The 22,563-nt window shown below is 72.1% G+C and carries 13 protein-coding genes; 9 read left to right on the top strand and 4 right to left on the bottom strand.

What is annotated here, in order from left to right; all coding sequences use genetic code 11:
- Window positions 1–68: 68 nt before the first annotated feature.
- From dapF to hflX, 4 genes are all read left to right on the top strand, one after another.
- Window positions 69–962: a diaminopimelate epimerase gene (gene dapF / locus AB0E07_RS20255; protein WP_362253597.1), complete on the top strand. Its 894-nt coding sequence runs from the start codon at window positions 69–71 to the stop codon at window positions 960–962.
- Window positions 963–1,261: 299 nt separating this feature from the next.
- Entirely contained in the window at window positions 1,262–3,388 is a 2,127-nt protein-coding gene (locus AB0E07_RS20250; protein WP_362253594.1) for an HD domain-containing protein, read from the top strand.
- Window positions 3,389–3,585: 197 nt separating this feature from the next.
- Window positions 3,586–5,049, top strand: coding sequence for a M1 family metallopeptidase (locus AB0E07_RS20245; protein WP_362253591.1), 1,464 nt, complete (start codon window positions 3,586–3,588; stop codon window positions 5,047–5,049).
- A gap of 154 nt (window positions 5,050–5,203) precedes the next feature.
- Window positions 5,204–6,697 carry a GTPase HflX gene (gene hflX, locus AB0E07_RS20240; protein ID WP_362253588.1) on the top strand — a complete coding sequence of 498 codons (1,494 nt, stop codon included), beginning with the start codon at window positions 5,204–5,206 and terminating at the stop codon, window positions 6,695–6,697.
- Between the two features lie 57 nt (window positions 6,698–6,754).
- Here hflX and AB0E07_RS20235 read toward each other — a convergent pair whose 3' ends face one another.
- Together AB0E07_RS20235 and AB0E07_RS20230 are read right to left on the bottom strand one after the other, a co-directional pair.
- Window positions 6,755–7,921 carry a hypothetical protein gene (locus AB0E07_RS20235; protein ID WP_362253585.1) on the bottom strand — a complete coding sequence of 389 codons (1,167 nt, stop codon included), beginning with the start codon at window positions 7,919–7,921 and terminating at the stop codon, window positions 6,755–6,757.
- A 177-nt stretch (window positions 7,922–8,098) separates the two neighbouring features.
- Entirely contained in the window at window positions 8,099–9,319 is a 1,221-nt protein-coding gene (locus AB0E07_RS20230) for a hypothetical protein (RefSeq protein ID WP_362253583.1), read from the bottom strand.
- A gap of 230 nt (window positions 9,320–9,549) precedes the next feature.
- On the opposite strand from AB0E07_RS20230, the gene AB0E07_RS20225 reads away from it, so the two are divergent.
- The gene (locus AB0E07_RS20225) at window positions 9,550–12,696 is read left to right on the top strand and encodes a BTAD domain-containing putative transcriptional regulator (protein WP_362253580.1); all 3,147 of its coding nucleotides are present in this window, start codon (window positions 9,550–9,552) and stop codon (window positions 12,694–12,696) included.
- Here AB0E07_RS20225 and AB0E07_RS20220 read toward each other — a convergent pair.
- Window positions 12,674–13,468, bottom strand: coding sequence for an ABC transporter permease (locus AB0E07_RS20220; RefSeq protein ID WP_362253576.1), 795 nt, complete (start codon window positions 13,466–13,468; stop codon window positions 12,674–12,676). The genes AB0E07_RS20225 and AB0E07_RS20220 overlap by 23 nt on opposite strands.
- Before the next feature lie 104 nt (window positions 13,469–13,572).
- Complete coding sequence (locus AB0E07_RS20215; protein WP_362253573.1) at window positions 13,573–14,589, bottom strand: ATP-binding cassette domain-containing protein; 1,017 nt, start codon at window positions 14,587–14,589, stop codon at window positions 13,573–13,575.
- A gap of 656 nt (window positions 14,590–15,245) precedes the next feature.
- Here AB0E07_RS20215 and AB0E07_RS20210 point away from each other — a divergent pair.
- From AB0E07_RS20210 to AB0E07_RS20195, 4 genes are all read left to right on the top strand, one after another.
- Window positions 15,246–16,631, top strand: coding sequence for a diaminobutyrate--2-oxoglutarate transaminase family protein (locus AB0E07_RS20210; RefSeq protein ID WP_362253570.1), 1,386 nt, complete (start codon window positions 15,246–15,248; stop codon window positions 16,629–16,631).
- Between the two features lie 448 nt (window positions 16,632–17,079).
- The gene (locus AB0E07_RS20205) at window positions 17,080–18,939 is read left to right on the top strand and encodes an IucA/IucC family protein (protein WP_362253734.1); all 1,860 of its coding nucleotides are present in this window, start codon (window positions 17,080–17,082) and stop codon (window positions 18,937–18,939) included.
- A gap of 191 nt (window positions 18,940–19,130) precedes the next feature.
- Window positions 19,131–20,087 (top strand): GNAT family N-acetyltransferase, encoded by a 957-nt coding sequence (locus tag AB0E07_RS20200; RefSeq protein WP_362253567.1) that lies wholly within the window; start codon window positions 19,131–19,133, stop codon window positions 20,085–20,087.
- A 392-nt stretch (window positions 20,088–20,479) separates the two neighbouring features.
- Window positions 20,480–22,468 carry an ATP-dependent DNA helicase gene (locus AB0E07_RS20195; protein ID WP_362253565.1) on the top strand — a complete coding sequence of 663 codons (1,989 nt, stop codon included), beginning with the start codon at window positions 20,480–20,482 and terminating at the stop codon, window positions 22,466–22,468.
- The last annotated feature ends 95 nt before the right edge of the window (window positions 22,469–22,563 follow it).

Below are 22,563 nucleotides of genomic sequence, written 5' to 3'. Positions count from 1 at the left end.
ACCGCCCTCGGTCGTCGAGCCCCGGCACCGTTTCCGCCGCTGTCGGCGCCGCACCGTACGATCGGGGCATGAGCACGCGGATCGCCTTCCTCAAGGGGCACGGCACCGAGAACGACTTCGTGATCGTCCCGGACCCCGAGAACGCCGTCGACCTGTCCCCATCCGCCGTCGCCGCCCTGTGCGACCGGCGCGCGGGCATCGGCGGTGACGGGCTGCTGCACGTCGTGCGGTCCGCCGCGCACCCCGAGGCCGCGCACCTGGCGGCCGAGGCCGAGTGGTTCATGGACTACCGCAACGGCGACGGCTCGATCGCGGAGATGTGCGGCAACGGCGTACGGGTCTTCGCGCGCTACCTCCAGCGCGCCGGACACGTCACCGAGGGCGACCTCGCGGTGGCCACCCGCGGCGGTGTCAAGCGCGTGCACATCGCCAAGGCCGGCGCCGGCGCCGGATCCGGTGAGGGGGACGTCACCGTCGGCATGGGCCGGGCGCTGCTGCCCGAGGGCGACGTCATGGTGAGCGTCGGCGAGCGCAGCTGGCCCGCCCGCAACGTGAACATGGGCAACCCGCACGCGGTGGCCTTCGTGGCCGACCTCGCGCACGCCGGAGACCTGCACGACGCGCCCCCGTTCAGCCCCGCCTCCGCCTACCCGGACGGCGTGAACGTCGAGTTCGTCGTCGACCGCGGACCCCGCCATGTGGCCCTCCGCGTGCACGAACGCGGCTCCGGCGAGACCCGGTCCTGCGGCACCGGCGCCTGCGCCGTCGCCGTGGCCGCCGCCCGCCGGGACGGCGCCGACCCGGCGGCGACCGGCACTCCGGTCACGTACACCGTCGACGTGCCCGGCGGCACCCTGGTCATCACCGAGCGGCCGGACGGCGAGATCGAGATGACCGGACCCGCGGTGATCGTGGCCGAGGGCGAGTTCGACGCGGACTGGCTGCGCGGCCTCGGCCGATGAGCCGGGCAACGACTTGATATCGGTGTGCGGGGCGGCCGGTCGGCGGACGTCTCTCCTCCGCGGCCGTCCGGCCGGGGATCGAATTCCCGGTCGGCCGCAGGTGGCACGCTCGAAACCGTAAACCTGTCAACCATCGCTCGAATGGGTGATCCGTTTCACGCTCGGCGAGAGGCGGTCAGCCGGGCGTGATGGGCTCGGTAGCATCAAGCACCGGCCCGGACGGGAGACCGTTGCCAGTCTCCTGAGCCGTGTCCGCCATGGGGCACCCCGTCCGCCGGTCCACGCAGCCGGAGGTGCCCATGAGTGCGGAGGCCACGAACCCCGCGACGCCCGGTCCGGTGACCGGGCCCGCCCCGCGCTGGCGGGCCAGGATCGACCTGCGACGACTGGGCCGCGCCGCCCTGCTCGGCCCGGCCGCCCGCGACCGGCTGCCCGACGCCATCGGCCATGTCGCCGAGGCGCACCGAGCCCACCACCCCGAGGCCGACCTCGAAGCGCTGCGCCGCGCCTATGTGCTCGCCGAGTCCTCGCACCGCGGCCAGATGCGCAAGAGCGGCGAGCCGTACATCACGCACCCCCTCGCCGTGACCCTCATCCTCGCCGAACTCGGCGCCGAGACCACGACCTTGACCGCCTCACTGCTCCACGACACCGTCGAGGACACCGAGGTGACACTCGATCAGGTAGGTGAGCAGTTCGGTGCCGACGTGCGCTATCTCGTCGACGGCGTCACCAAGTTGGAGAAGGTCGACTACGGCGCCGCCGCCGAGCCGGAGACCTTCCGCAAGATGCTCGTCGCCGCCGGCAGCGACGTCCGCGTGATGTCGATCAAACTCGCCGACCGGCTGCACAACATGCGCACCCTCGGAGTGATGCGCCCCGAGAAACAGGCCCGCATCGCCAAGGTCACCCGGGACGTCCTCATCCCGCTCGCCGAGCGCCTCGGGGTCCAGGCGCTCAAGACCGAGCTGGAGGACCTGGTCTTCGCGATCCTCCACCCCGAGGAGTACGAACACACCCGGGAACTGATCGTCGACAACGCCTCCCGCGCCGACGACCCCCTCGATGAGGTCGCCGAGGAGATGCGCGGCGTGCTGCGCGACGCCGACATCCCGGCCGAAGTCCTCATCCGGCCGCGGCACTTCGTCTCCGTCCACCGGGTGGCCCGCAAGCGCGGCCGACTGCGCGGCGCCGACTTCGGGCGGCTGCTGGTGCTGGTGGGGGAGGACGCGGACTGTTACGGGGTGCTGGGCGAACTGCACACCTGTATGACGCCGGTGGTCTCGGAGTTCAAGGACTTCATCGCCGTACCGAAGTTCAACCTGTACCAGTCCCTGCACACGGCCGTGGCGCGGGAGGACGGGCAGGTCGTCGAGGTCCTCATCCGCACCCACCAGATGCACAAGGTCGCCGAGGCCGGGGTGGTCGCGCTCGGCAACCCCTACGCCCCCTCCTCCGACGAACCCGCCGACGGCGAGCGGGCCGACCCCACCCGCCCCGGCTGGCTCTCCCGCCTCCTGGACTGGCAGGAGGCCGCGCCGGACCCCGACACCTTCTGGTCCACCCTGCGCGAGGACCTCGCCCAGGACCGGGAGATCACCGTCTTCCGGCCCGACGGCGGGCCCCTCGGCCTGCCCGAGGGCGCGACCTGTGTCGACGCGGCCTACGCGCAGTACGGGGAGGACGCGCACGCGTGCATCGGCGCCCGGGTGAACGGCCGGCTGGCGACCCTGAGCACCGTGCTCCGGGACGGCGACACCGTCCAGCTCCTCATGGGCCAGGACCCGGCCTCCGAGCCGTCCCGGGAGTGGCTGGAGCATGCCACCACGCCCGCCGCCCGGATCGCCATCCAGCGCTGGCTGGCCGCCCACCCCGCCCAGGAGGACGGTGAGCGGCGCCCGGACGACGTGGCGGCCGCGCCCCGGCCCACCACGGAGGCCCTGTCGCTGGAGGGCTCCGTGCAGGCCCGCCCGGCGGTCGACGTCGTGGTCGAGCAGCCCGGCGCGACGGTACGCCTGGCCGGCTGCTGCACGCCGGTGCCGCCCGACGGGATCACCGGGTTCTCGGTGCGCGGGGGAGCGGTCACCGTCCACCGCGTCGAGTGCGCGGCCGTGGCCAGGATGACCGGCTCGGGCCGCACCGCGGTCGGCGTCCACTGGGGGGAGACCACGGAGTGCCGGGTGACCCTGGTAGCCGAATCGTTCGTCCGGCCGCACCTCCTGGCCGACCTCACCGAGGCCATGGCCCAGGAGGGCGCGGAGATCGTCTCGGCGACCGTGGAGCCCCCCACCCAGCAGCGGGTCCGCCACACCTACACCCTCCAACTCCCGGACGCGGCCCACCTTCCCGCGCTGATGCGCGCGATGCGGAACGTGGCGGGCGTCTACGACGTGAGCAGGACACAGACGCAGCCCGGGACGGCATAGGCCGCGGTCCGGGGCGTCGCGCGCCGCGGTCCGGAACGTCGCGTGCCGCAGTCCGGGGCGCCTCTGCCGTCCCGGCGCCCCCCAACCCCGTCGCCTCCGGCCGGAGCGGCTGCGGCCGCGGGTGTGGACGACCCCGTTCGAGTGGGCCGGTCGCGCGTCGCCGTCGCGCGGGCCGCCCGCGCTGGTAGCGGTGGTCCATGCCGCACATCCCCCGCAAGGCCACCGCGCTCCTCGCCTCCGCCGTGACCGTCTGCCTCGTCGCCGCCGGTGCCCCCGCCGAGCCCCTCGGCATCGGCGACCGGCTCTTCCCCCACCTGGGCAACCCCGGCTACGACGTCGCCTCGTACGACCTCGCCTTCACCTATTCCGGGTCCAACAGCGAACCGCTGCGCACGGTCACCACCATCGACGCCTGGACCACGGCCGAGCTGGACCGCGTCAACCTCGACTTCGCGCACGGGGAGGTCGACTCCGTGGAGGTCGACGGCGCGCCCGCCGCCTTCACCACCGCGGGTGAGGACCTCGTCGTCACCCCGGACGCGCCGCTCCCCAGCGGAAGCTGGATGCGGATCACCGTGCGGCACACCAGCGACCCGACACCCCCCGAGGGCCGTGAGACCGGCTGGGTGCGCACGGCCGACGGACTCGCCATGGCCAACCAGGCGGACGCCGCCCACCTGGTCTTCCCCGGCAACGACCACCCCTCCGACAAGGCGATGTTCACCTTCAGGGTGACCGCCCCGAACGGCTACACCGCCGTCGCCAACGGACTGGCGACCGACGTGGACCGGACCCGCGCGGCGACCACCTGGACGTACCGCACCCGGCACCCGATGGCCACCGAGCTGGCCCAGGTCTCCATCGGCCGCTCCGCCGTCGTGCGCCGGACAGGTCCGCACGGGCTGCCGCTGCGGGACGTCGTCCCCGCCGCGGACCGCGAGCGCCTCGAACCGTGGCTGGCGAAGACGCCCGACCAGATCTCCTGGATGGAGGACAAGGTCGGCCGCTACCCCTTCGAGACGTACGGCGTGCTCATGGCGGACGTGTCCACCGGCTTCGAACTGGAGACCCAGACCCTCTCCCTCTTCGAGAAGGGCCTGTTCACCGAGCCCGCCTACCCCGCCTGGTACGTCGAGTCGATCATGGTGCACGAGCTGGCCCACCAGTGGTTCGGGAACAGCGTCAGCCCCCGCACCTGGTCCGACCTGTGGCTGAACGAGGGCCACGCCACCTGGTACGAGGCCCTGTACGCGGAGGAGACGGCCGACCGCCCGCTGGCCGCGCGGATGAAGGCCGCCTACAGCGTCTCCGACCGCTGGCGCGCGGCGGGCGGACCCCCGGCCGCGCCCAAGGTCCCCGAGCCCGGCCGCAAGATCGGCATCTTCCGCCCGAACGTCTACGACGGCGCCGCTCTCATCCTCTACGCCCTCCGCCAGGAGATCGGCCGCCCGTCCTTCGAGCGCCTGGAGCGCGCCTGGGTCGCCCGCCACCAGGACGGTGTGGCGTCCACCGACGAGTTCGTCGCCCTCGCCTCGGAGATCTCCGGCCGCGACCTGACGGCCTTCTTCCACCCCTGGCTCTACGGCGAGAAGACCCCGCCCATGCCGGGACACCCCGACTGGAAGCCCGCCGCACCCGCCCGGACCGCGCCCACCGGATAAGCCGATGACGAGACGCCCCGTCCCGTGCGACCATCTTCGGGCCGGTGCGGTACGGGGCCCGGGGCCGTCAGCGGTTCCGCGGGAATCTCCCGGGGCACTCGTACGTTGTGCACAATGACCGGCAGACCGGAATCCTCAACGACGTAAGGACCCAATGACCTCCTCTTCTTCCCCTTCCCAGGACACGCAGCGCTTCGCGCACACCTACCCCGACGGTCTTCGGGCCGATGCCCTGATGGAAGAGGACGTCGCCTGGAGCCACGAGATCGACGGAGAGCGGGACGGCGAACAGTTCGACCGCTCCGAGCGCGCGGCTCTGCGCCGCGTGGCGGGCCTCTCCACCGAACTCGAGGACGTCACCGAGGTCGAGTACCGCCAGCTCCGCCTGGAGCGGGTCGTGCTCGTCGGCGTCTGGACCACGGGTACCTCGCAGGACGCGGACAACTCCCTCGCGGAGCTGGCCGCCCTCGCCGAGACCGCGGGCGCCCTCGTCCTCGACGGCGTCATCCAGCGCCGTGACAAGCCGGACGCCGCCACCTACATCGGTTCCGGCAAGGCCCACGAGCTGCGGGACATCGTCCTCGAAACGGGCGCCGACACCGTCATCTGCGACGGTGAGCTGAGCCCGGGTCAGCTTATCCATCTCGAAGACGTCGTCAAGGTCAAGGTCATCGACCGTACGGCCCTGATCCTCGACATCTTCGCCCAGCACGCCAAGTCCCGGGAGGGCAAGGCGCAGGTCGCGCTCGCGCAGATGCAGTACATGCTGCCGCGACTGCGGGGCTGGGGTCAGTCGCTGTCCCGTCAGATGGGCGGCGGCAAGGGCGGCGGCCTCGCCACCCGTGGTCCCGGTGAGACCAAGATCGAGACCGACCGGCGCCGTATCCGCGAGAAGATGGCGAAGATGCGCCGGGAGATCGCGGACATGAAGACCGGCCGCGAGATCAAGCGCCAGGAGCGCAAGCGCCACAAGGTGCCCTCGGTCGCCATCGCCGGATACACCAACGCCGGCAAGTCCTCCCTGCTCAACCGGCTCACCGGCGCGGGCGTGCTGGTCGAGAACGCGCTGTTCGCGACCCTCGACCCGACCGTCCGCCGGGCCGAGACCCCGAGCGGCCGGCTCTACACGCTGGCCGACACGGTCGGCTTCGTCCGGCACCTGCCGCACCACCTGGTCGAGGCGTTCCGCTCCACCATGGAGGAGGTCGGCGAGTCCGACCTGATCCTGCACGTGGTCGACGGTTCGCACCCCGACCCGGAGGAGCAGCTGGCCGCCGTGCGCGAGGTGATCAGGGACGTCGGCGCCACCGGCGTGCCCGAGATCGTCGTGATCAACAAGGCCGACGCGGCCGACCCGCTGACCCTCCAGCGGCTGATGCGGATCGAGAAGCGCGCCCTCGCGGTCTCGGCCCGTACCGGCCAGGGCATCGCGGAGCTGCTCGCGCTGATCGACAACGAGCTGCCCCGGCCCTCGGTCGAGATCGAGGCGCTCGTGCCGTACACGCTCGGCAAGCTCGTCGCCCGCGCGCACGACGAGGGCGAGGTGATCTCCGAGGAGCACACCCCGGAGGGCACCCTGCTCAAGGTGCGGGTGCACGAGGAGCTGGCGGCGGAACTGACGCCGTACGCGCCGACCCCGGCCGCCTGAGGACAGAGTGAAGGCCCGCCCCCGTGTCGCACGGGGGCGGGCCTTCGCCATGAGCGGTCACTGACCGCCGTAGGTCTCGCTCATGTTCAGATAGAGCGCCTCGGCGCTCTCGCCGAGCTGCGGTCCGGCCAGCCAGGTGTTGTCCTGCGGGCCGATCGAGGTGTTCGACACCAGCTTGGTCTCACCGCCGACCACCCGGAACCAGCCGCCCCCGGACGAACCGCCGGTCATCGTGCAGCCGATCCGGTACATCGTCGGCAGCGCCGGACTCAGCGACAGCCGTCCCGGCCGGTCCAGGCACTTGAACATCCTGAGGCCGTTGTACGGCGGCGCCGCCGGGTAGCCCCAGGCGCCCATCGTGCCGGACTCCGCCGCCGACGGCGCCGAGAAGTCCACGCCCAGCGCGGCCCCGACCGTCTCCTCCAGCGACTCCGCGCCCTGCTCCGGCTTCACGTGCAGCACCGAGTAGTCGTACGCGGCACCCGCGCCGCCACTGGCCGAGCCGCCCTCGATCCACTCGGTCGAGGTCGAGGCCCAGTCCGCCCACCAGTTGCCGTAGGGGGCGATCTCGGCGGCACCGGCACCGCCCAGCTCGGCCTCGGACTTCCCGAGGTCGTTGTAGGCGGGGACGAAGACGATGTTGCGGTACCAGCCGCCGTCACCGCCCGCGTGGACACAGTGGCCGGCTGTCCACACCAGGTTCGACTTCCCCGGATGGTTGACGTCCTTGACGACCGTGCCGGAACACACCGCGGGTCCGTCCGGGGAGTCGAAGAACACCTTGCCCACCGGGGCCGCGTTGTCGTGGTACGGCGTCTTCTCGGCCGCCGCCTCCACTGGCTGCGGCTCCGGATCGCTGACGCCCTGGCCGGCGGAGGCGTCCTTGGTCGAGACCGTCTTGTCGGCCTCCTTCGCCGACCGCATCCGGTCCGGCTCCCACAGGCCCTCGATCACCGGGTTGACGAAGTCCTTGGCCTCACTGAGCCACTTGTCCTTGTCCCAGTCCTGCCAGCCGCCGTCCGCCCAGGCGTCGACGTCGATGCCGTGCTCCTTGAGCCGGTCGGCGATTCCCTCCGGAACCGCGGGCTTGTCCCGCTCCGCGGTCTTCGAGGCGCCGGGCTTGTCGCTCGTCTCGTCGTCGCCCGAACCGCCGCACGCGGTGGCGGTCAGCGCCAGCGCCGCGAGCAGCGCCCCGGCGGCGAGACGGGTACGTGTGGAACGCATGGTGCGGTTGGTACGCATGGTGCGGTTGGAACGCATGGTGCGGTGAACCCCCGTAGAACTGCTGTAACTGACATTCCGCGCAGGCCCCCGGGCACCCGACACCCGCCTGTGCCAGGGGAGTTGAGCGCGAACGGCGGTGGGACCGTGAAGGTTTCCCGGTCCCACCGCCGTCGGCCGTCACTGCCCGGCGAACTTCCCGCTGACCTCGTCGAAGACGCCCTTGGCCACGTCGCCGAGCCGCGGTCCGGCCAGCCAGCCCGACTCCACCGGGCCGATGGAGGTGTTGGACACCAGCGCGGGCTTGCCGTCCGAGCCGGTCGCGACCCAGCCGCCGCCCGAGGAACCGCCGGTCATGGTGCAGCCGATGCGGTACATCGTCGGGTCCGCCTTGGCCAGCGACAGCCGTCCCGGCTTGTCCTCGCACTGGTACATCTTCTGCCCGTCGAACGGCGCCGCCGCCGGGTAACCGGTCGCGGTGATGCTGTCCACCTGCGGCACGGCCGGAGCCGCGAAGTCCACCGGAAGCGCCGAACCGACCATCTCCTCCAGCGACTTGCCGCCGCTGCCCTCCTCCGGCGTCACATGGATCACGGCGAAGTCGTAGCTGGCGCCGTCCCCGCCGGTCGCGCCGCCCTGCTCGATCCACTGGTCGGAGGTCTGCACCCAGTCACCCCACCAGACCCCGAACGGAGCGACCTGCTCCCGGGTGGCGCTCTCCAGCTCCGCCGTCTCCATCACGTCGTTGTTGTACGAGGGCACGAACGCGATGTTCCGGTACCAGCCGCCCGCCTTGCCCGCGTGCACGCAGTGGCCGGCCGTCCACACCAGGTTGGACTTGCCGGGGTTGGCCGGGTCCGCCACCACCGTCGCCGAGCACACCATGGTGCCCTCGGGCGCGTCGAAGAACACCTTGCCGGCCGTCGGCACGCTGTCGTGGTACTGGGCCGGAACCGCCTGCGCCTCCACCGGGGCCGGCGTCGGGTCGGTCACGCCCTGGTCACCCGAGAGGTCCGCGTCGTCGACGGCCTGGTCGGGCTCCTCCGCCTCACGCATCCGGTCCGGGTCCCACAGGTCCTCGATGATCGGGTTGACGAAGTCCTCGGCCTCGCGCAGCCAGTCGTCCTTGTCCCAGTTCTTCCAGGCACCGTCCTTCCACTGGTCGATGTCGATCCCGTGCTCCTTGAGCCGGTCCTTGATGTCGTCCGGGATCGAGATCTTGTCGTCACCGGCCGCGGCCGAGGAACTGGCACCGCCGCCGGCCTCGGCGTCACCGGAGTCGCAGGCGGTCGCCGTGAGCGCGAGGGCCGCGGCGAGGGCGACGGCGGACGACAGGGGGAGGGTTCTGCGCCGCGCGCCCCTTCCCCGGCGAGCGGTGAACGACGGCCGTATCGATCGCATGAGCTGACTCCCCCTGAGGTGAACGAACTTGGCGGCGGTGTGCCGCGCCCCACGGCCCCGCGTGGCGGGACCGGGAACGGCAACACACACTATGCGCTCGCTGTGGGTGAGTTCCGACGGAACGGCAACGGTTTCGCTACGAGCTGTCTGACCTGGCAACTCGTCCGCAGAGCTGCCGATTTGACACCGCCCGGTGCCCGGGTGACGGCAGGCGTGGTTAACCTTCACGCGTGACCACAGAGTTGACCTTGCTGCCCCGCGTCGCCTGGCACGGACGGGAGATCACCGCGCCCCGGCTGCGCGGGCTGCTGGCGCTGCTCGCGGCCGAACTGCGCTCCGGGTGCAGCACGGGCCGGCTGGTGGAGGGACTGTGGCCGGACGAACAGCCCGAGCGGCCCGGTAAGGCGGTCCAGGTGCTGGTGTCGCGGCTGCGCTCACAGCTCGGCGCCGACCTGATCCTGAGCACGCCCACCGGGTACCGGCTGGCGCTGGAGGAGCGGCAGGTCGACAGCGCCGCGCTGCTCCTGCACGAGGCGGCGAGCGCCGAGCGCGCCCGGGCCGGCGACCACGCTGCCGCCCTGGCCGGGGCCGAGGAGGGCCTGGCGCTGTGGGACGGGAGCCTCGGCGCCGGAGCGGGGGAGGAACTGACCGATCCGGTGGTGGCGCTGAGGGCCGACCGGGTCCGCGCCCACCGCTCACTGGCCCGCTCCCGGGCGCTCGCACTCGCCCGGACGGGGCGCCGCGAGGAAGCCGTCGTCCCCCTGAGCGGCCTCGCCGGGGAGGCACCCCGGGACGAGGAGGTACTGGCCGAACTCCTGCGCTGCGAGGCCGCCACCGCCGGCCGCGCCGCCGCACTGAGCCGGTACGACGCCTACCGACGCCGGCTCCGCGACGAACTCGGCACCGACCCGGGGCCCGCACTGCGCTCCGTGCACCAGGAGTTGCTGCGGGCGGACGCCGCTCCCGTGCGCCACGGAGTCCCGCACGAACCGAACCCGCTGCTCGGGCGGGAGAACGACATCGCCGCCGTGTCCGGGCTGCTGCGCGAGTCCCGGGTGGTGAGCGTCGTCGGCCCCGGCGGCCTCGGCAAGACCCGGCTCTCGCACGCGGTGAGCCGGGCCGCCGAGCAGGCCGTGGTCCACTTCGTCAGCCTGGCCGGCGTCACCGCCGACGCCGATGTCGCCGGTGAGGTCGCCTCCGCCGTCGGCGTCGGGGAGGGCCGCCAGTTCAGCGGCGGCGCGGACAAGGGCCCGGCCGACGGCATCGCCGGCGCGCTGGGCGCGGGGCCCGCCCTGCTGGTGCTGGACAACTGCGAGCAGGTGATCGGCGGCGCCGCCGACCTCGTACAGGCGCTGGTGTCGCGCTCCAGGGAACTGCGGGTTCTCACCACCAGCAGGGCTCCGCTGGGGCTCTCCTCGGAAGCCGTGTACGCCCTGCCGGAACTCTCCGCGGCGACCGCGGCCGAACTCTTCGCCCAGCGCGCCCGCGCCGCGCGACCAGGGGTGGAACTCGACGCCGAGCAGGTCGCCGGGATCGGCCGGCACCTCGACGGGCTGCCGCTCGCCGTGGAACTGGCGGCCGCCCGGGTCCGGGTGCTGTCCGTCGCCGACATCTCCCGCCGCTTGCAGGACCGTTTCGCACTGCTGCGCGGCGGCGCCCGGGACGCACCCGAACGGCACCGCACCCTCCAGGCCGTCGTCGAGTGGAGCTGGAACCTGCTGGAGCCCGAGGGACGGGCCGCGCTGCGCGCCCTGTCCGTCTTCCCCGGAGGCTTCACCGCGGACGCGGCGGAGTACCTGCTCGGCGGCGACCCCGACACGCTGGACCTGCTGGAACAACTGGCCGGTCAGTCGCTGATCAAGGTGGGCGACAGCCCGTCCGGCGTGCGCTTCCACATGCTGGAGACACTGCGGGAGTTCAGCGCCGCACGGCGCGCCGAGGCCGGCGAGGACGACGCGGTCACCGACCGGTTCGTCTCCTGGGCCAGGGAGTTCGGCCGCGCCCACCACGATGTGCTGTTCCGCAGCGAGCCGTTGACCCACTGGCGGCTCGTCCGGTCCGAGCAGGACAACCTCGTCACGGCCCTCCGCCACGCGCTGGCCCGCGCCGACGGACCCACCACCGCGGCACTCACCGCCGTGCTGGCCTGTCTGTGGGCCACCGACAACAGCTACGCCCGGCTGGCCCGGCTCGCCGGCGACACCGGCGGCCCGCTGTCCCACTTCCACCCCGGTCCCGAGGACCTGGAGCCCGCCCGCAGCGCCGCCGCGATCTGCGCGGCGAGCCTCTTCATGGGCCACGGCCCGCACGCCGTACGGCATCTCGTCACCCTGCGCAGGCTGCCGCCCGCGCCGCCGGACACGCTGCTGCGGGCGCTGGGGATCCTGCTGTGCGCCGTCCCCGACATGTACCCGCCGCGGTACACGCGCCTCCAGGAACTCTGCGACTCCCCGGCGCCCCTGCTCGCCGGCATCGCCGCGGGCGTGGCCGGCTACGTCTGGGAGTCCGAGCACGACACCGAGCGGGCCCTGGACTGCTCCCGCCGGATGCTCCGCGAGCTGGGCCCGCTGCGCAACCCCGCGATGCAGATGCTCGGCCACGGCCGGATCAGCGAGCTGTGCCTCCAGTCCGAACGCGGCGACGAGGCCTACGAGCATCTGCGGGCCGCGCTGGAGGAACTCGCTGAGTTCGGCGACTGGTCGGACTCGGCCGGCATCCGCTGGGCGCTGGTGCTGGCCTGCCTGCAGCGCGGGGAGATCGACGAGGCCGAGTACTGGCGGGAGCTGGCCGCCCGGGACCGGCAGACGCAGGCCGCCGACGTCCTCACCCTCGACCTGCCCGCCCGCGCGGAGATCGCCCTCGCCCGGGGGCTCACCGAGGTCGGGCTCGGGCTCTGGCGCCAGGCGGTCGAACAACTGCGGACGGACGGCCCGGACCGGGGCGACGACCCGTTCGTGGACACCTGGGAACTCCAGGTACGGGCGGCCACGCTGGCCGCGCACGCCCAGCACGGCAGGCTGGAGCCGGTCGTCCGGCTCGTCGGAGACCTGCGCGAACGCCTGCTCGCCAAGCTGACCGGATCCGCGGGCGACGGGCCGACCCCGGCGGACCTGCCCGCGTACGGCACCGTCCTGCTGGCGCTCGGCTTCGCCGGCCTGGCCACGGGCGACTCCTCGGCCGTACGGCTCGTCGCCCTCGCGGAACGCATGCCGGTGGTACGGGACTTCCCCACCCTGTCCTTCACCCGGTCCCGGCAGGCCGCCGAGAACGCCGACGGGGCGGCGTACACCGACGCGAGGTCGAGGTACGCCGCCCTGGGGCGGGAGGAGCTGCGGGCGGAGGCCCTGCGGGAACTCACTGCCGCGGTTCGCGATTGAACTGCGCCTTGGACCACAGGTAGCCCACCACGGTCAGACCCAGGCACCAGCCAAGGGCCAGCAGTCCGTTGACGGTACCGATCTCGGTGCCGAGCAGCAGCCCGCGCAGCGTCTCGATGCAGGGGGAGAAGGGCTGGTACTCGGCGAACCAGCGGAACCAGCCCGGCATCAGGTCCACCGGCACGAACGCGCTGCCCAGCAGCGGCAGCACCATCAGCGGAAGACCTATGTTGCTGGCTCCCTCGGCGTTGGGGGAGACCAGCCCGATACCGGCCGCGATCCAGGTCAGGGCGAGACTGACCAGCGCCAGCAGGCCGACCGCGGCGACCCACTCCACCGGCGTCGCGTTCGGCCGGAAGCCGATGGCCACGGCGATCACCAGGACCAGCGCCAGCGCCATCAGTGTCTGGATCACGCTGCCCACCACGTGACCGATGAGCACGGAGGCCCGGGAGATCGGCATGGTGCGGAACCGGGCGATGATCCCCTCGGTCATGTCCATCGCCACGGAGACGGCGGTGCCGAGCGCGGTCCCGCCGATGGTCATGACCAGGATGCCGGGCACCAGGTAGGCGACGTATTCGGCACGGTCCGCGGTGCCGCCGTTCATACCCGCGCTCATCACGTCGCCGAACACGTAGACGAAGAGCAGCAGCAGGATGACCGGGGTGAGCAGAAGGTTGAGGGTGAGGGAGGGGTAGCGGCGCGCGTGGAGCAGGTTGCGGCGCAGCAGGGTCAGGTTGTCGCGGAAGGCGTGGGAGGCGGTGTTCATCGGAGAGGGCGTCCTCATCGGGGAAGCGGTGCTTGTCGGGGAGGCGGTGCGCGTCGGTGATGCGGTGCGCGTCGGGGGCTTGGTGTTCGTCGGGGAGCCGGTGTTCATCGGGCGCTCTCCTTCTGGGTGGGGACGGACGTGCCGGCGGGGTGGGTGTCGCCGACCCTGCCGGCGCCCTCGGCGGAGTCGCCGCCGCCGGTCAGTGCGAAGAAGACGTCGTCCAGATCCGGGGTGTGCACCGACAGTTCGTCGGCCTCGACCCCGGCGGCGTCCAGCCAGTCGAGGATGGCGCGCAGCTCCCGCTGGGTTCCGTCGCTGGGCACCTGGAGCATGAGCGCCTCGTCGTCACGGCTCGTCTCACGCAGCGCGGACGCCGCCCGCTCGTACCCCTCCGGGTCGGAGAAGCGCAGCCGCACATGACCGCCGGGGACGAGCCGCTTCAGTTCCTCGGCCGTGCCCTGCGCCACGAACCTGCCGCCGTTGAGCAGCGCGATCCGGTCGGCGAGCTGGTCCGCCTCCTCCAGGTACTGCGTGGTGAGGAAGACCGTCGTACCGCCCGAGACCAACTCCCGGATGATCTGCCACATCGTGTGCCGGGAGCGGGGGTCGAGTCCGGTGGTCGGCTCGTCGAGGAAGATGATCCGCGGTCCGCCGACCAGGGTCATCGCGATGTCGAGCCGGCGCTTCATGCCGCCCGAATAGGTGGCCGCGGGCTTCTTCGCCGCCTCGACGAGGTCGAAACGCTCCAGCAGCTCGGCGGTCACCCGGCGCCCCTCGCTCTTGGAGAGGTGGTGCAGGTCGGCCATGAGGAGCATGTTCTCCTCGCCGGTGATCAGCCCGTCCACGGCGGAGAACTGGCCGGTGACACCGATCGCCCGGCGCACCGACTGCGCCTCGGTGGCAAGGTCGTGGCCCGCGACGGCAGCCTGCCCGCCGTCGGCGGAGATCAGCGTGGAGAGGATGTTGACCGCGGTGGTCTTGCCCGCCCCGTTCGGGCCGAGAAGGGCGAAGACCGTGCCCGTGGGTACCTGGATGTCGATGCCGTCGAGGACGGTCTTGTCCCCGTACGCCTTGCGCAGTCCGGAGGCTGCGATCGCGAGTTCCTGTGGTGTCGTCGTCATGCCGCAGAGCTTGCGGCCGGAGCGGTTCAGTACGGCTTCAGCGTGGTTTCAGTCCTGGGGGTGGGGCGCGCGGGGGTGAAACTTGCAGGTCAACGGGGGGACCGTCGGGTGCGGGTGCGGGTGCGGGTGCGGGTGCGGGTGCGGGTGCGGGGGAGAGGGAGAGGGTGGCGGTGCGCGTGGTGGGGTGGTGGTGCGCGGGAGGGGGTGGTGGTGCACTTCTCCAGAGGTCGGGTTGTCGTGGCTCCGGCTCGGCGAACATCTCGACGGCCCGGGTTCGGGCTGGCATCGCACTCGCGTGTGGGCGGTTCGCGGAGCCCGCGAGAAGGATCTTGAAGCGACCCGTAACCGAGTGAGCCCCCAGGGGTTGGTAGCGGTGGGGGGTCGGCTGTCTGCGCGCGGCCCTCCGTGCCCAATTCCCCGGAGCGTTCGAGTGAAGGCCCGCGGGGGTGCGTATACCGGGACGGGCGAGGACACATGTGACCTGCTCGCCCCCGAAGGCGGGAGGACGGGGAGCGGTGGCTGTGACCGAGTCGGCATGCGGAGGGGCGGCCGGCGCGCCGGGCGCGTGCGACACCGGAAGGGACGGCGAAGGAGCGCCCGCGCGGGGGGCGGGCGCACCGGGCGTGAAGGAGCCTGCGGCACCCGCTGAACGTGGGGTGAGTTCGGACCTGGCGGAACGCAACGTCCCGAAGGAGCGCACCTCCTGGCACGAAGGGATCCTGCGGCGTCAGTCGGCACGCGAATCCGCGGCGCGCACCTACGCGCGTGCCCTGCCGATCGTCCCGGTCCGCGCACGCGGGATGACCATCGAGGGCGCCGACGGGCGCCGGTACCTGGACTGTCTCTCCGGCGACGGCACCTTGGCCCTCGGCCACAACCACCCCGTCGTCCTTGAGGCCATCCGCAAGGTCCTCGACTCCGGTGCGCCTCTGCATGTCCTCGACCTCGCCACCCCGGTCAAGGACGCCTTCATCACGGAACTGTTCCGCACGCTCCCGCCCGGCCTCGCCGACCACGCGCGGGTGCGGTTCTGCGGCCCCGCCCGAAGCGACGCCGTCGACACCGCTCTCGAACTGGTCCGCCACGCCACCGGCCGCAGCGGAACCCTCGCCTTCACCGGCGCCCACCACGTGACGACGGCGGACGCCCTCGAAGCCTCCGGCAGAGTCTTCGACGCCGGCGCCGTCCGCCTGCCCTACCCGCAGGACTACCGCTGCCCGTTCGGCGTCGGGGGTGAACAGGGCGCCGAACTCGCCGCCCGCTGGACGGAGTCCGTTCTCGACGACCTCAAGTCCGGAGTTCCGCGGCCTGCCGGGATGATCCTGGAGCCGGTTCAGGGCGAGGGCGGAGTGATCCCCGCCCCCGACACCTGGCTGCGCCGGATGCGCAGGCTCACCGCCGACCGCTCCATCCCGCTGATCGTCGACGAGGTCCAGACCGGCGTCGGACGGACCGGCGCCTTCTGGGCCGTGGAACACAGCGGAGTGACCCCCGACGTGATGGTGCTCTCCAAGGCCATCGGCGGCAGCCTCCCCCTGGCCGTCGTCGTCCACCACGAGGACCTCGACGACCGGGAACCGGGCGCCCGAGCGGGCACGTTCCGCGGCAACCAACTCGCCATGGCCGCGGGCACGGCCACCCTGGCCCACGTCCGTGAGAACGGCCTCGCCGATCGAGCACAGCGCCTCGGCACCCGCATCCTGACCGAACTCGGGGGACTCGTCGACGAGTTCAGCTGCGTCGGTGAGGTCCGGGGACGAGGCCTGATGATCGGAGTCGAGCTGGTCGACCCCGACCCCGACCCCGACCCCGACCTCGACGCCGAGGCCCTCGACCTCGGTCGGCCCCGTCCTCCCGCCCCCGAACTCGCTGCCGCGGTACAGCGGGAATGCCTCAAGCGCGGCCTGATCGTCGGACTCGGCGGCCGGCACAGCAGCGTCGTACGGCTCCTCCCACCACTGACCATGACCGACGAACAAGCCGTCGCAGTCATGGACCGCCTGTCCGACGCAGTCCACACGGTCGCCCGAACCCACACCTGACCCGGCCCACCCGGCCCGGGGCGGCCCCTCCATCAGGGCCACGGCCCGAACCACGACTACCGCCTCCATCAGGACCACCCCCTCTACCAGGACCACTCCCTCCACACGAACCACTTCCTCCACGCGAACCCTCCTTCCAGGAACAGAGCAGACGTTGAACACCTCCCGTACAGCCGCCGAGCACACCCCCAGGGACGTGGGCGGCCTCGCAGAAGCCCGCCTCGCGGCCCCGGAGCCGTCCGCGCCCACGGACGAGCCGGTGCAGGAGCTGTCGGAAGAGCCGGCGACCCGGCGCCGGGAAGGACGCCCTGCGCCTGATGTCACGGGAACCAGCGGCTCGCCGCGCCCCGGGGAGGGGGAGGGGGAGGGGCACTCCGCACCGGAGTGGACCCCGGCGCAGGGCGGCGGCCCCGAGGCCGAACGGCTGCACCGGCCCACCCTCGACCCCATGGACCACCCCGGCTCGCACACCGCGGCCGAGGCAGCCGCTACGGAGAACCTCCTCCGATGCTGGGTACGGGAGACCAGCCCTGCCGCGCCCTCCGCCGGGACCCTGCGGATTCCGCTCCCTGCCAGCGGAACGGCCCTGATCGCACCCGTCCGCTACTGGTCCCCGACCGGTGGGCACCGCTTCGGCCCGCCCCGCCTCCAGGGCGCCCCCGAGTCCTCCCCGCCGGCCGACGCGGTGACGATCGCGGCGCTGCTCGCCCGAGAACTGCCGCACAGCTCCGCACCGTCGGACGCCGCGTCCGCCTCCCCTTGGGGCGGGGGACCCGGGAACACCCCCGTGAACCCGTCCCCGGCTCCCTCGGAGCGCACCGACCTCGTCGCCCGCGTCGCGGACTCCGTCCGTCGCACCGCCCTGTTCATCAGCGAGAGGCGGCACCGTCCCGCCGACGGACACGACCTCTTCCTCAGCGCCGAGCAGGCACTGGTCCTCGGACATCCCCTGCACCCGGCCCCGAAGAGCCGTGAAGGCCTCTCCGACTCCGAAATCCACCGGTACTCACCCGAATTGCGTGGCTCCTTCCCTCTCCACTGGATCGCCGTGGCCCCCTCTGTGCTGGCCACCGACTCGGCCTGGACCGAGGGCGGCCGCCCCGTCACCGCACCGCGCCTTGCGGCCCGTCTCGCAGGCGCCGGCCTGCCAGTGCCCGGCACCTACGCCGCCTTGCCCATGCACCCCTGGCAATGGCGCGAGGTCCGTAACCGTCCCGATGCCGCGGCACTGTTCGAAGCCGGGCTGATCATGGACCTCGGTCCCTACGGCCTTCCGTGGCATCCCACCTCCTCCGTGCGCACGGTCCATCAGTCCGGCGCGCCCGCCATGCTCAAACTCTCGTTGGGTCTGCCCATCACCAACTCCCGCCGCGAGAACCTCCGTAAGGAACTGCACCGCGGCGTCGAGGTCCACCGCCTTCTGCGAGCCGGCCTGTCCAGGCAGTGGCAGGCTGCCCACCCGAGCTTCGACATCGTCCGCGACCCGGCCTGGCTCGCTGTCGACGACCTCCAGGGGAGGCCGGTGCCCGGACTGGACGTGATGATCAGGCACAACCCCTTCCACTCCGCCGTCGACGTCTCCTGCGTAGCCGGACTGATCTCGCTCCGTCCACGAACCGCCCTGCCCTCGACCGTGCCGGCCGCCTCGCCCAGCCTTCCGGCCGGCCACCGGTCACCTCGTCCGGTGTGGAGATCGCGCCTCGCCGAACTCGTCACCCGAATCGCCACCCGTACGGGCCGCTCGACCGGCGCCGCGTCCACCGAGTGGTTCCTGCGCTACCTCGAACACGTCGTCCGCCCAGTGCTCTGGCTGGATGCCGAGGCCGGCATCGCCCTGGAGGCGCACCAGCAGAACACCCTGGTGCTGCTGGACCCGGACGGTTGGCCCGCGGGCGGACGCTATCGCGACAACCAGGGCTACTACTTCCGTGAGTCCCACCGCGCCGAACTAGAGGCCCGCCTGCCCGGCATCGGCGAACACGGCGAGACCTTCGTCTCCGACGACGTAACCGACGAACGCTTCGTCTACTACCTCGCCATCAACAACGTGTTCGGGCTGATCGGCGCATTCGGCTCCCAGGGCCTCGCCGACGAACGCCTCCTGCTCGCCGCCTTCCGCCGCTTTCTGGGCGACGTGTCCTCCGGACAAGGACAGCGCCGAACGTCCCTGCCGGACCGTCTCCTCGATTCGACCACTCTTCGCTGCAAGGCCAACCTCCTCACCCGGCTCCACGGTCTGGACGAACTCGTAGGTCCCGTCGATACCCAGTCCGTCTACGTCACCATCGCCAACCCCCTTCGCTGCTGAACCATGCCGTCGACTCGCCCGCCCCGTCCGAAGCGCTCGCGCTCGCGGACCCCGAGCACGGCGACCTCGGCCTTCTCATCGCTTCAGCCCCCCGGTTCGGAGGATTTTCAGCCCTCCGTACTTCTGAGGACTTCACCCCTTCGCGCTTCCGAGGACCATGACCCACCCCACCTTCTGAGAGGAGCGTCGCCGTGCCTCCCCATGACGCGAGCACCGACGCCGGTACCGACTCCGCCGCCTCTGTCGGCACCGACACGGCTCCGGGTGTCCCCACCCGTGAGGGCTTCGAGGGCTTCGAGGACCGCGAGACCCACGCGAGCACCGAGGACACCGAGGACACCGAGGACACGCTGGACCTGCGCCTGCCCGACGAATTTCTGGCGCTGATCGCGTCGGGGGAGCGGGCCGACGGCGGCGGCGCCGGGCGCCGGGTCGGTGCCAGCACCGACAGCGACAGCGACAGTGGCACTGGCACCGGTGCCAATGCCAGTGCCGGTGCCGAGGACGTCGGCGGAGGCGGCGCGCAGGCGGGTGCGGGCATGCCCACCGACCGCGTCTACCCCGCCCAGACCGGCGACGACCTTCTCGATCGCGTCGCCGACTGGGGACCGATCACCACAGGCATGGGTGTCTTCCACCTCGTTCCAGTGGGTCTCCCACGGGATCTTCCGCTCCTCAGCCGCTGGATGAACGACCCCGCCGCTGCCGCGTTCTGGGAGCTGGCCGGGCCCCAGAGCGTGGCCGAGGGACACGTGCGTTCCCAACTCGAAGGAGACGGGCGCAGCGTGCCGTGCGTGGGAGTGCTGGACGGTACGCCCATGAGCTACTGGGAGATCTACCGGGCGGACCTCGATCCGCTGGCCCGCCACTATCCCGCTCGCCCTCATGACACCGGAATCCACCTCCTCATCGGTGATGTCGTCGACCGCGGACGCGGTCTGGGCGCCACGCTGCTCCGAGCCGTGGCCGATCGTGCGCTCGACGTGCGGCCCGCCTGCGCACGCGTTGTAGCGGAACCCGACGTTCGCAACACCCCTTCCATTTCCGCCTTCCTGAGCGCGGGTTTCCGGTTCGCCGCCGAGGTCGACCTGCCCGCCAAGCGGGCCGCCCTCATGGTCAGGGACCGGGCCCTGCGCGATGTCCTGTGACGTCACGTCGCGATGTCTTCACTCTTGGTACACCGCTCGGGCGGCCGGGGTTCCCATCCGGATCCGGTCGGTTTCGAGGCCGTCGACGGTCTGCCTGCCGTCGGAGCGGCCGGGCCCCCGACCGCTCCCGGTCCCCGAAATCTCCCGCGCCAGACGCGTCCGGCCCTTCCGCCCCTCCGCCCCCTCCGCCCCCTCCGCCCCCTCCGCCCCTCCGCCCCCTCCGGACCCTCCGGTCCCTCCTCACGGTCGGACATGTATCCCGGCCAGGTGCGCCCCAGCCCCAGCCCCAGCCCCTCCCCACCCCGCCCCGCGAGGTCCCCGGTCTTGATCCAGTCCTCCCGTACCACCGTGATCACCCGTTTGTCAGTGCCGGGTCGTAGGGTGGTCGCGCTATGACGAAGCCCTCTCTCCCCGAACTCCTGCACGCTGCCGTCACTGCCGTCGGCGGATCGGAGCGCCCCGGCCAGGTGACCATGGCCGAAGCCGTCGCGGAGGCGATCGACGACGGTTCCCATCTGCTGGTCCAGGCCGGCACCGGTACCGGAAAGTCGCTGGGCTATCTGGTTCCGGCCCTCGCGCACGGGGAGCGGGTCGTCGTCGCGACGGCCACCCTGGCCCTGCAGCGGCAGCTCGTGGAGCGGGATCTGCCGCGCACCGTCGATTCGCTGCACCCCCTGCTGCGCCGCCGTCCGGAGTTCGCCATGCTCAAGGGCAGGTCGAACTATCTGTGTCTGCACCGGCTCCACGAAGGTGTCCCGCAGGACGAGGAGGAGGGCCTCTTCGACCAGTTCGAGGCGGCCGCACCCACCAGCAAACTCGGCCAGGATCTGCTGCGGCTGCGCGACTGGTCGGACGAGACCGAGTCGGGCGACCGCGACGACCTCACGCCCGGGGTCTCCGACCGGGCCTGGGCCCAGGTGTCCGTCTCCTCGCGGGAGTGTCTGGGCGCCACCAAGTGCGCCTACGGCGCCGAGTGCTTCGCCGAGATGGCCCGTGAGCGGGCCAAACTCGCCGAGGTCGTCGTCACCAATCACGCGCTGCTGGCCATCGACGCCATCGAGGGCGCCCCGGTGCTTCCGCAGCACGAGGTGCTGATCGTGGACGAGGCCCACGAACTGGTCTCCCGGGTTACCGGGGTCGCGACTGGTGAACTCACTCCGGGCCAGGTCAACCGTGCCGTACGCCGGGCCGCCAAGCTCGTCAACGAGAAGGCCGCAGATCAGCTCCAGACCGCTGCCGAGGGCTTCGAGCGGCTGATGGAGCTGGCACTGCCGGGGCGCCTGGAGGAGATCCCCGAGGACCTCGGCTACGCGCTCATGGCGCTCCGGGACGCCTGCCGCACTGTGATCTCCGCGATCGGCGCGACCCGCGACAAGTCCGTCCAGGACGAGGACGCGGTCCGCAAGCAGGCGCTGGCATCCGTGGAAAGCGTGCACGACGTCGCGGAGCGGATCACGCACGGCTCGGAGTGGGACGTCGTCTGGTACGAGCGTCACGACCGCTTCGGCGCCTCCCTGCGGGTCGCCCCGATGTCGGTCTCCGGACTGCTGCGCGAGAAGCTCTTCGCGGACCGCTCGGTGATCCTGACCTCGGCGACCCTCAAGCTGGGCGGCGACTTCAACGGCGTCGGCGCCTCCCTGGGCCTCGCCCCCGAAGGCACCGAGGGCGACGAGCTGCCGCAGTGGAAGGGTGTCGACGTCGGCTCGCCCTTCGACTACCCGAAGCAGGGCATCCTCTATGTCGCCAAGCACTTGGCGCGTCCCGCTCGTGACGGTGACCGGGCGGACATGCTCGACGAGTTGACTGAGCTGATTCAGGCGGCCGGCGGCCGTACGCTCGGGCTGTTCTCCTCGATGCGGGCCGCCCAGCTCGCGGCGGAGGAGCTGCGCTCGCGCATCCCCGAGTACCCGATCCTCCTCCAGGGTGAGGAAACCCTGGGCGAGCTGATCAAGAACTTTGCCGCCGACCCGAAGACCTGCCTGTTCGGCACGCTCTCCCTGTGGCAGGGCGTGGACGTTCCGGGTCCCAGTTGCCAGTTGGTCGTCATGGACAAGATTCCGTTCCCCCGGCCCGACGACCCCTTGATGAGTGCTCGCCAGAAGGCGGTGGAGGACGCGGGCGGCAACGGCTTCATGGCGGTGGCGGCGACGCATGCGGCGCTGCTCATGGCCCAGGGCGCCGGTCGGCTCGTGCGGGCGTCCGGGGACCGCGGTGTGGTCGCCGTCCTCGATCAGCGGTTGGCCACGGCGCGGTACGGGAGCTATGTGAAGGCGTCCCTGCCCGACTTCTGGTACACCACCGACCGCAATCAGGTGCGCAGGTCGCTGGCCGCGATCGATGCGGCGGCCCAGGCGCAGGCCGCAGCAGCCGAAGCCGAGTGAGCGGCGGGTGGGCCCCTCCCATCGATGACGGGCCCACCATCCCATCGACGACGGGCCCACCATCCCTTCGATGACGGGCCCCATCCCGCGACGTC

This window comes from Streptomyces sp. NPDC048002 (assembly GCF_040653275.1).
Taxonomy (GTDB): domain Bacteria; phylum Actinomycetota; class Actinomycetes; order Streptomycetales; family Streptomycetaceae; genus Streptomyces.
Note: the sequence above shows the minus strand (reverse complement) of the source record. Positions and strands in the feature narration are given on the sequence as shown.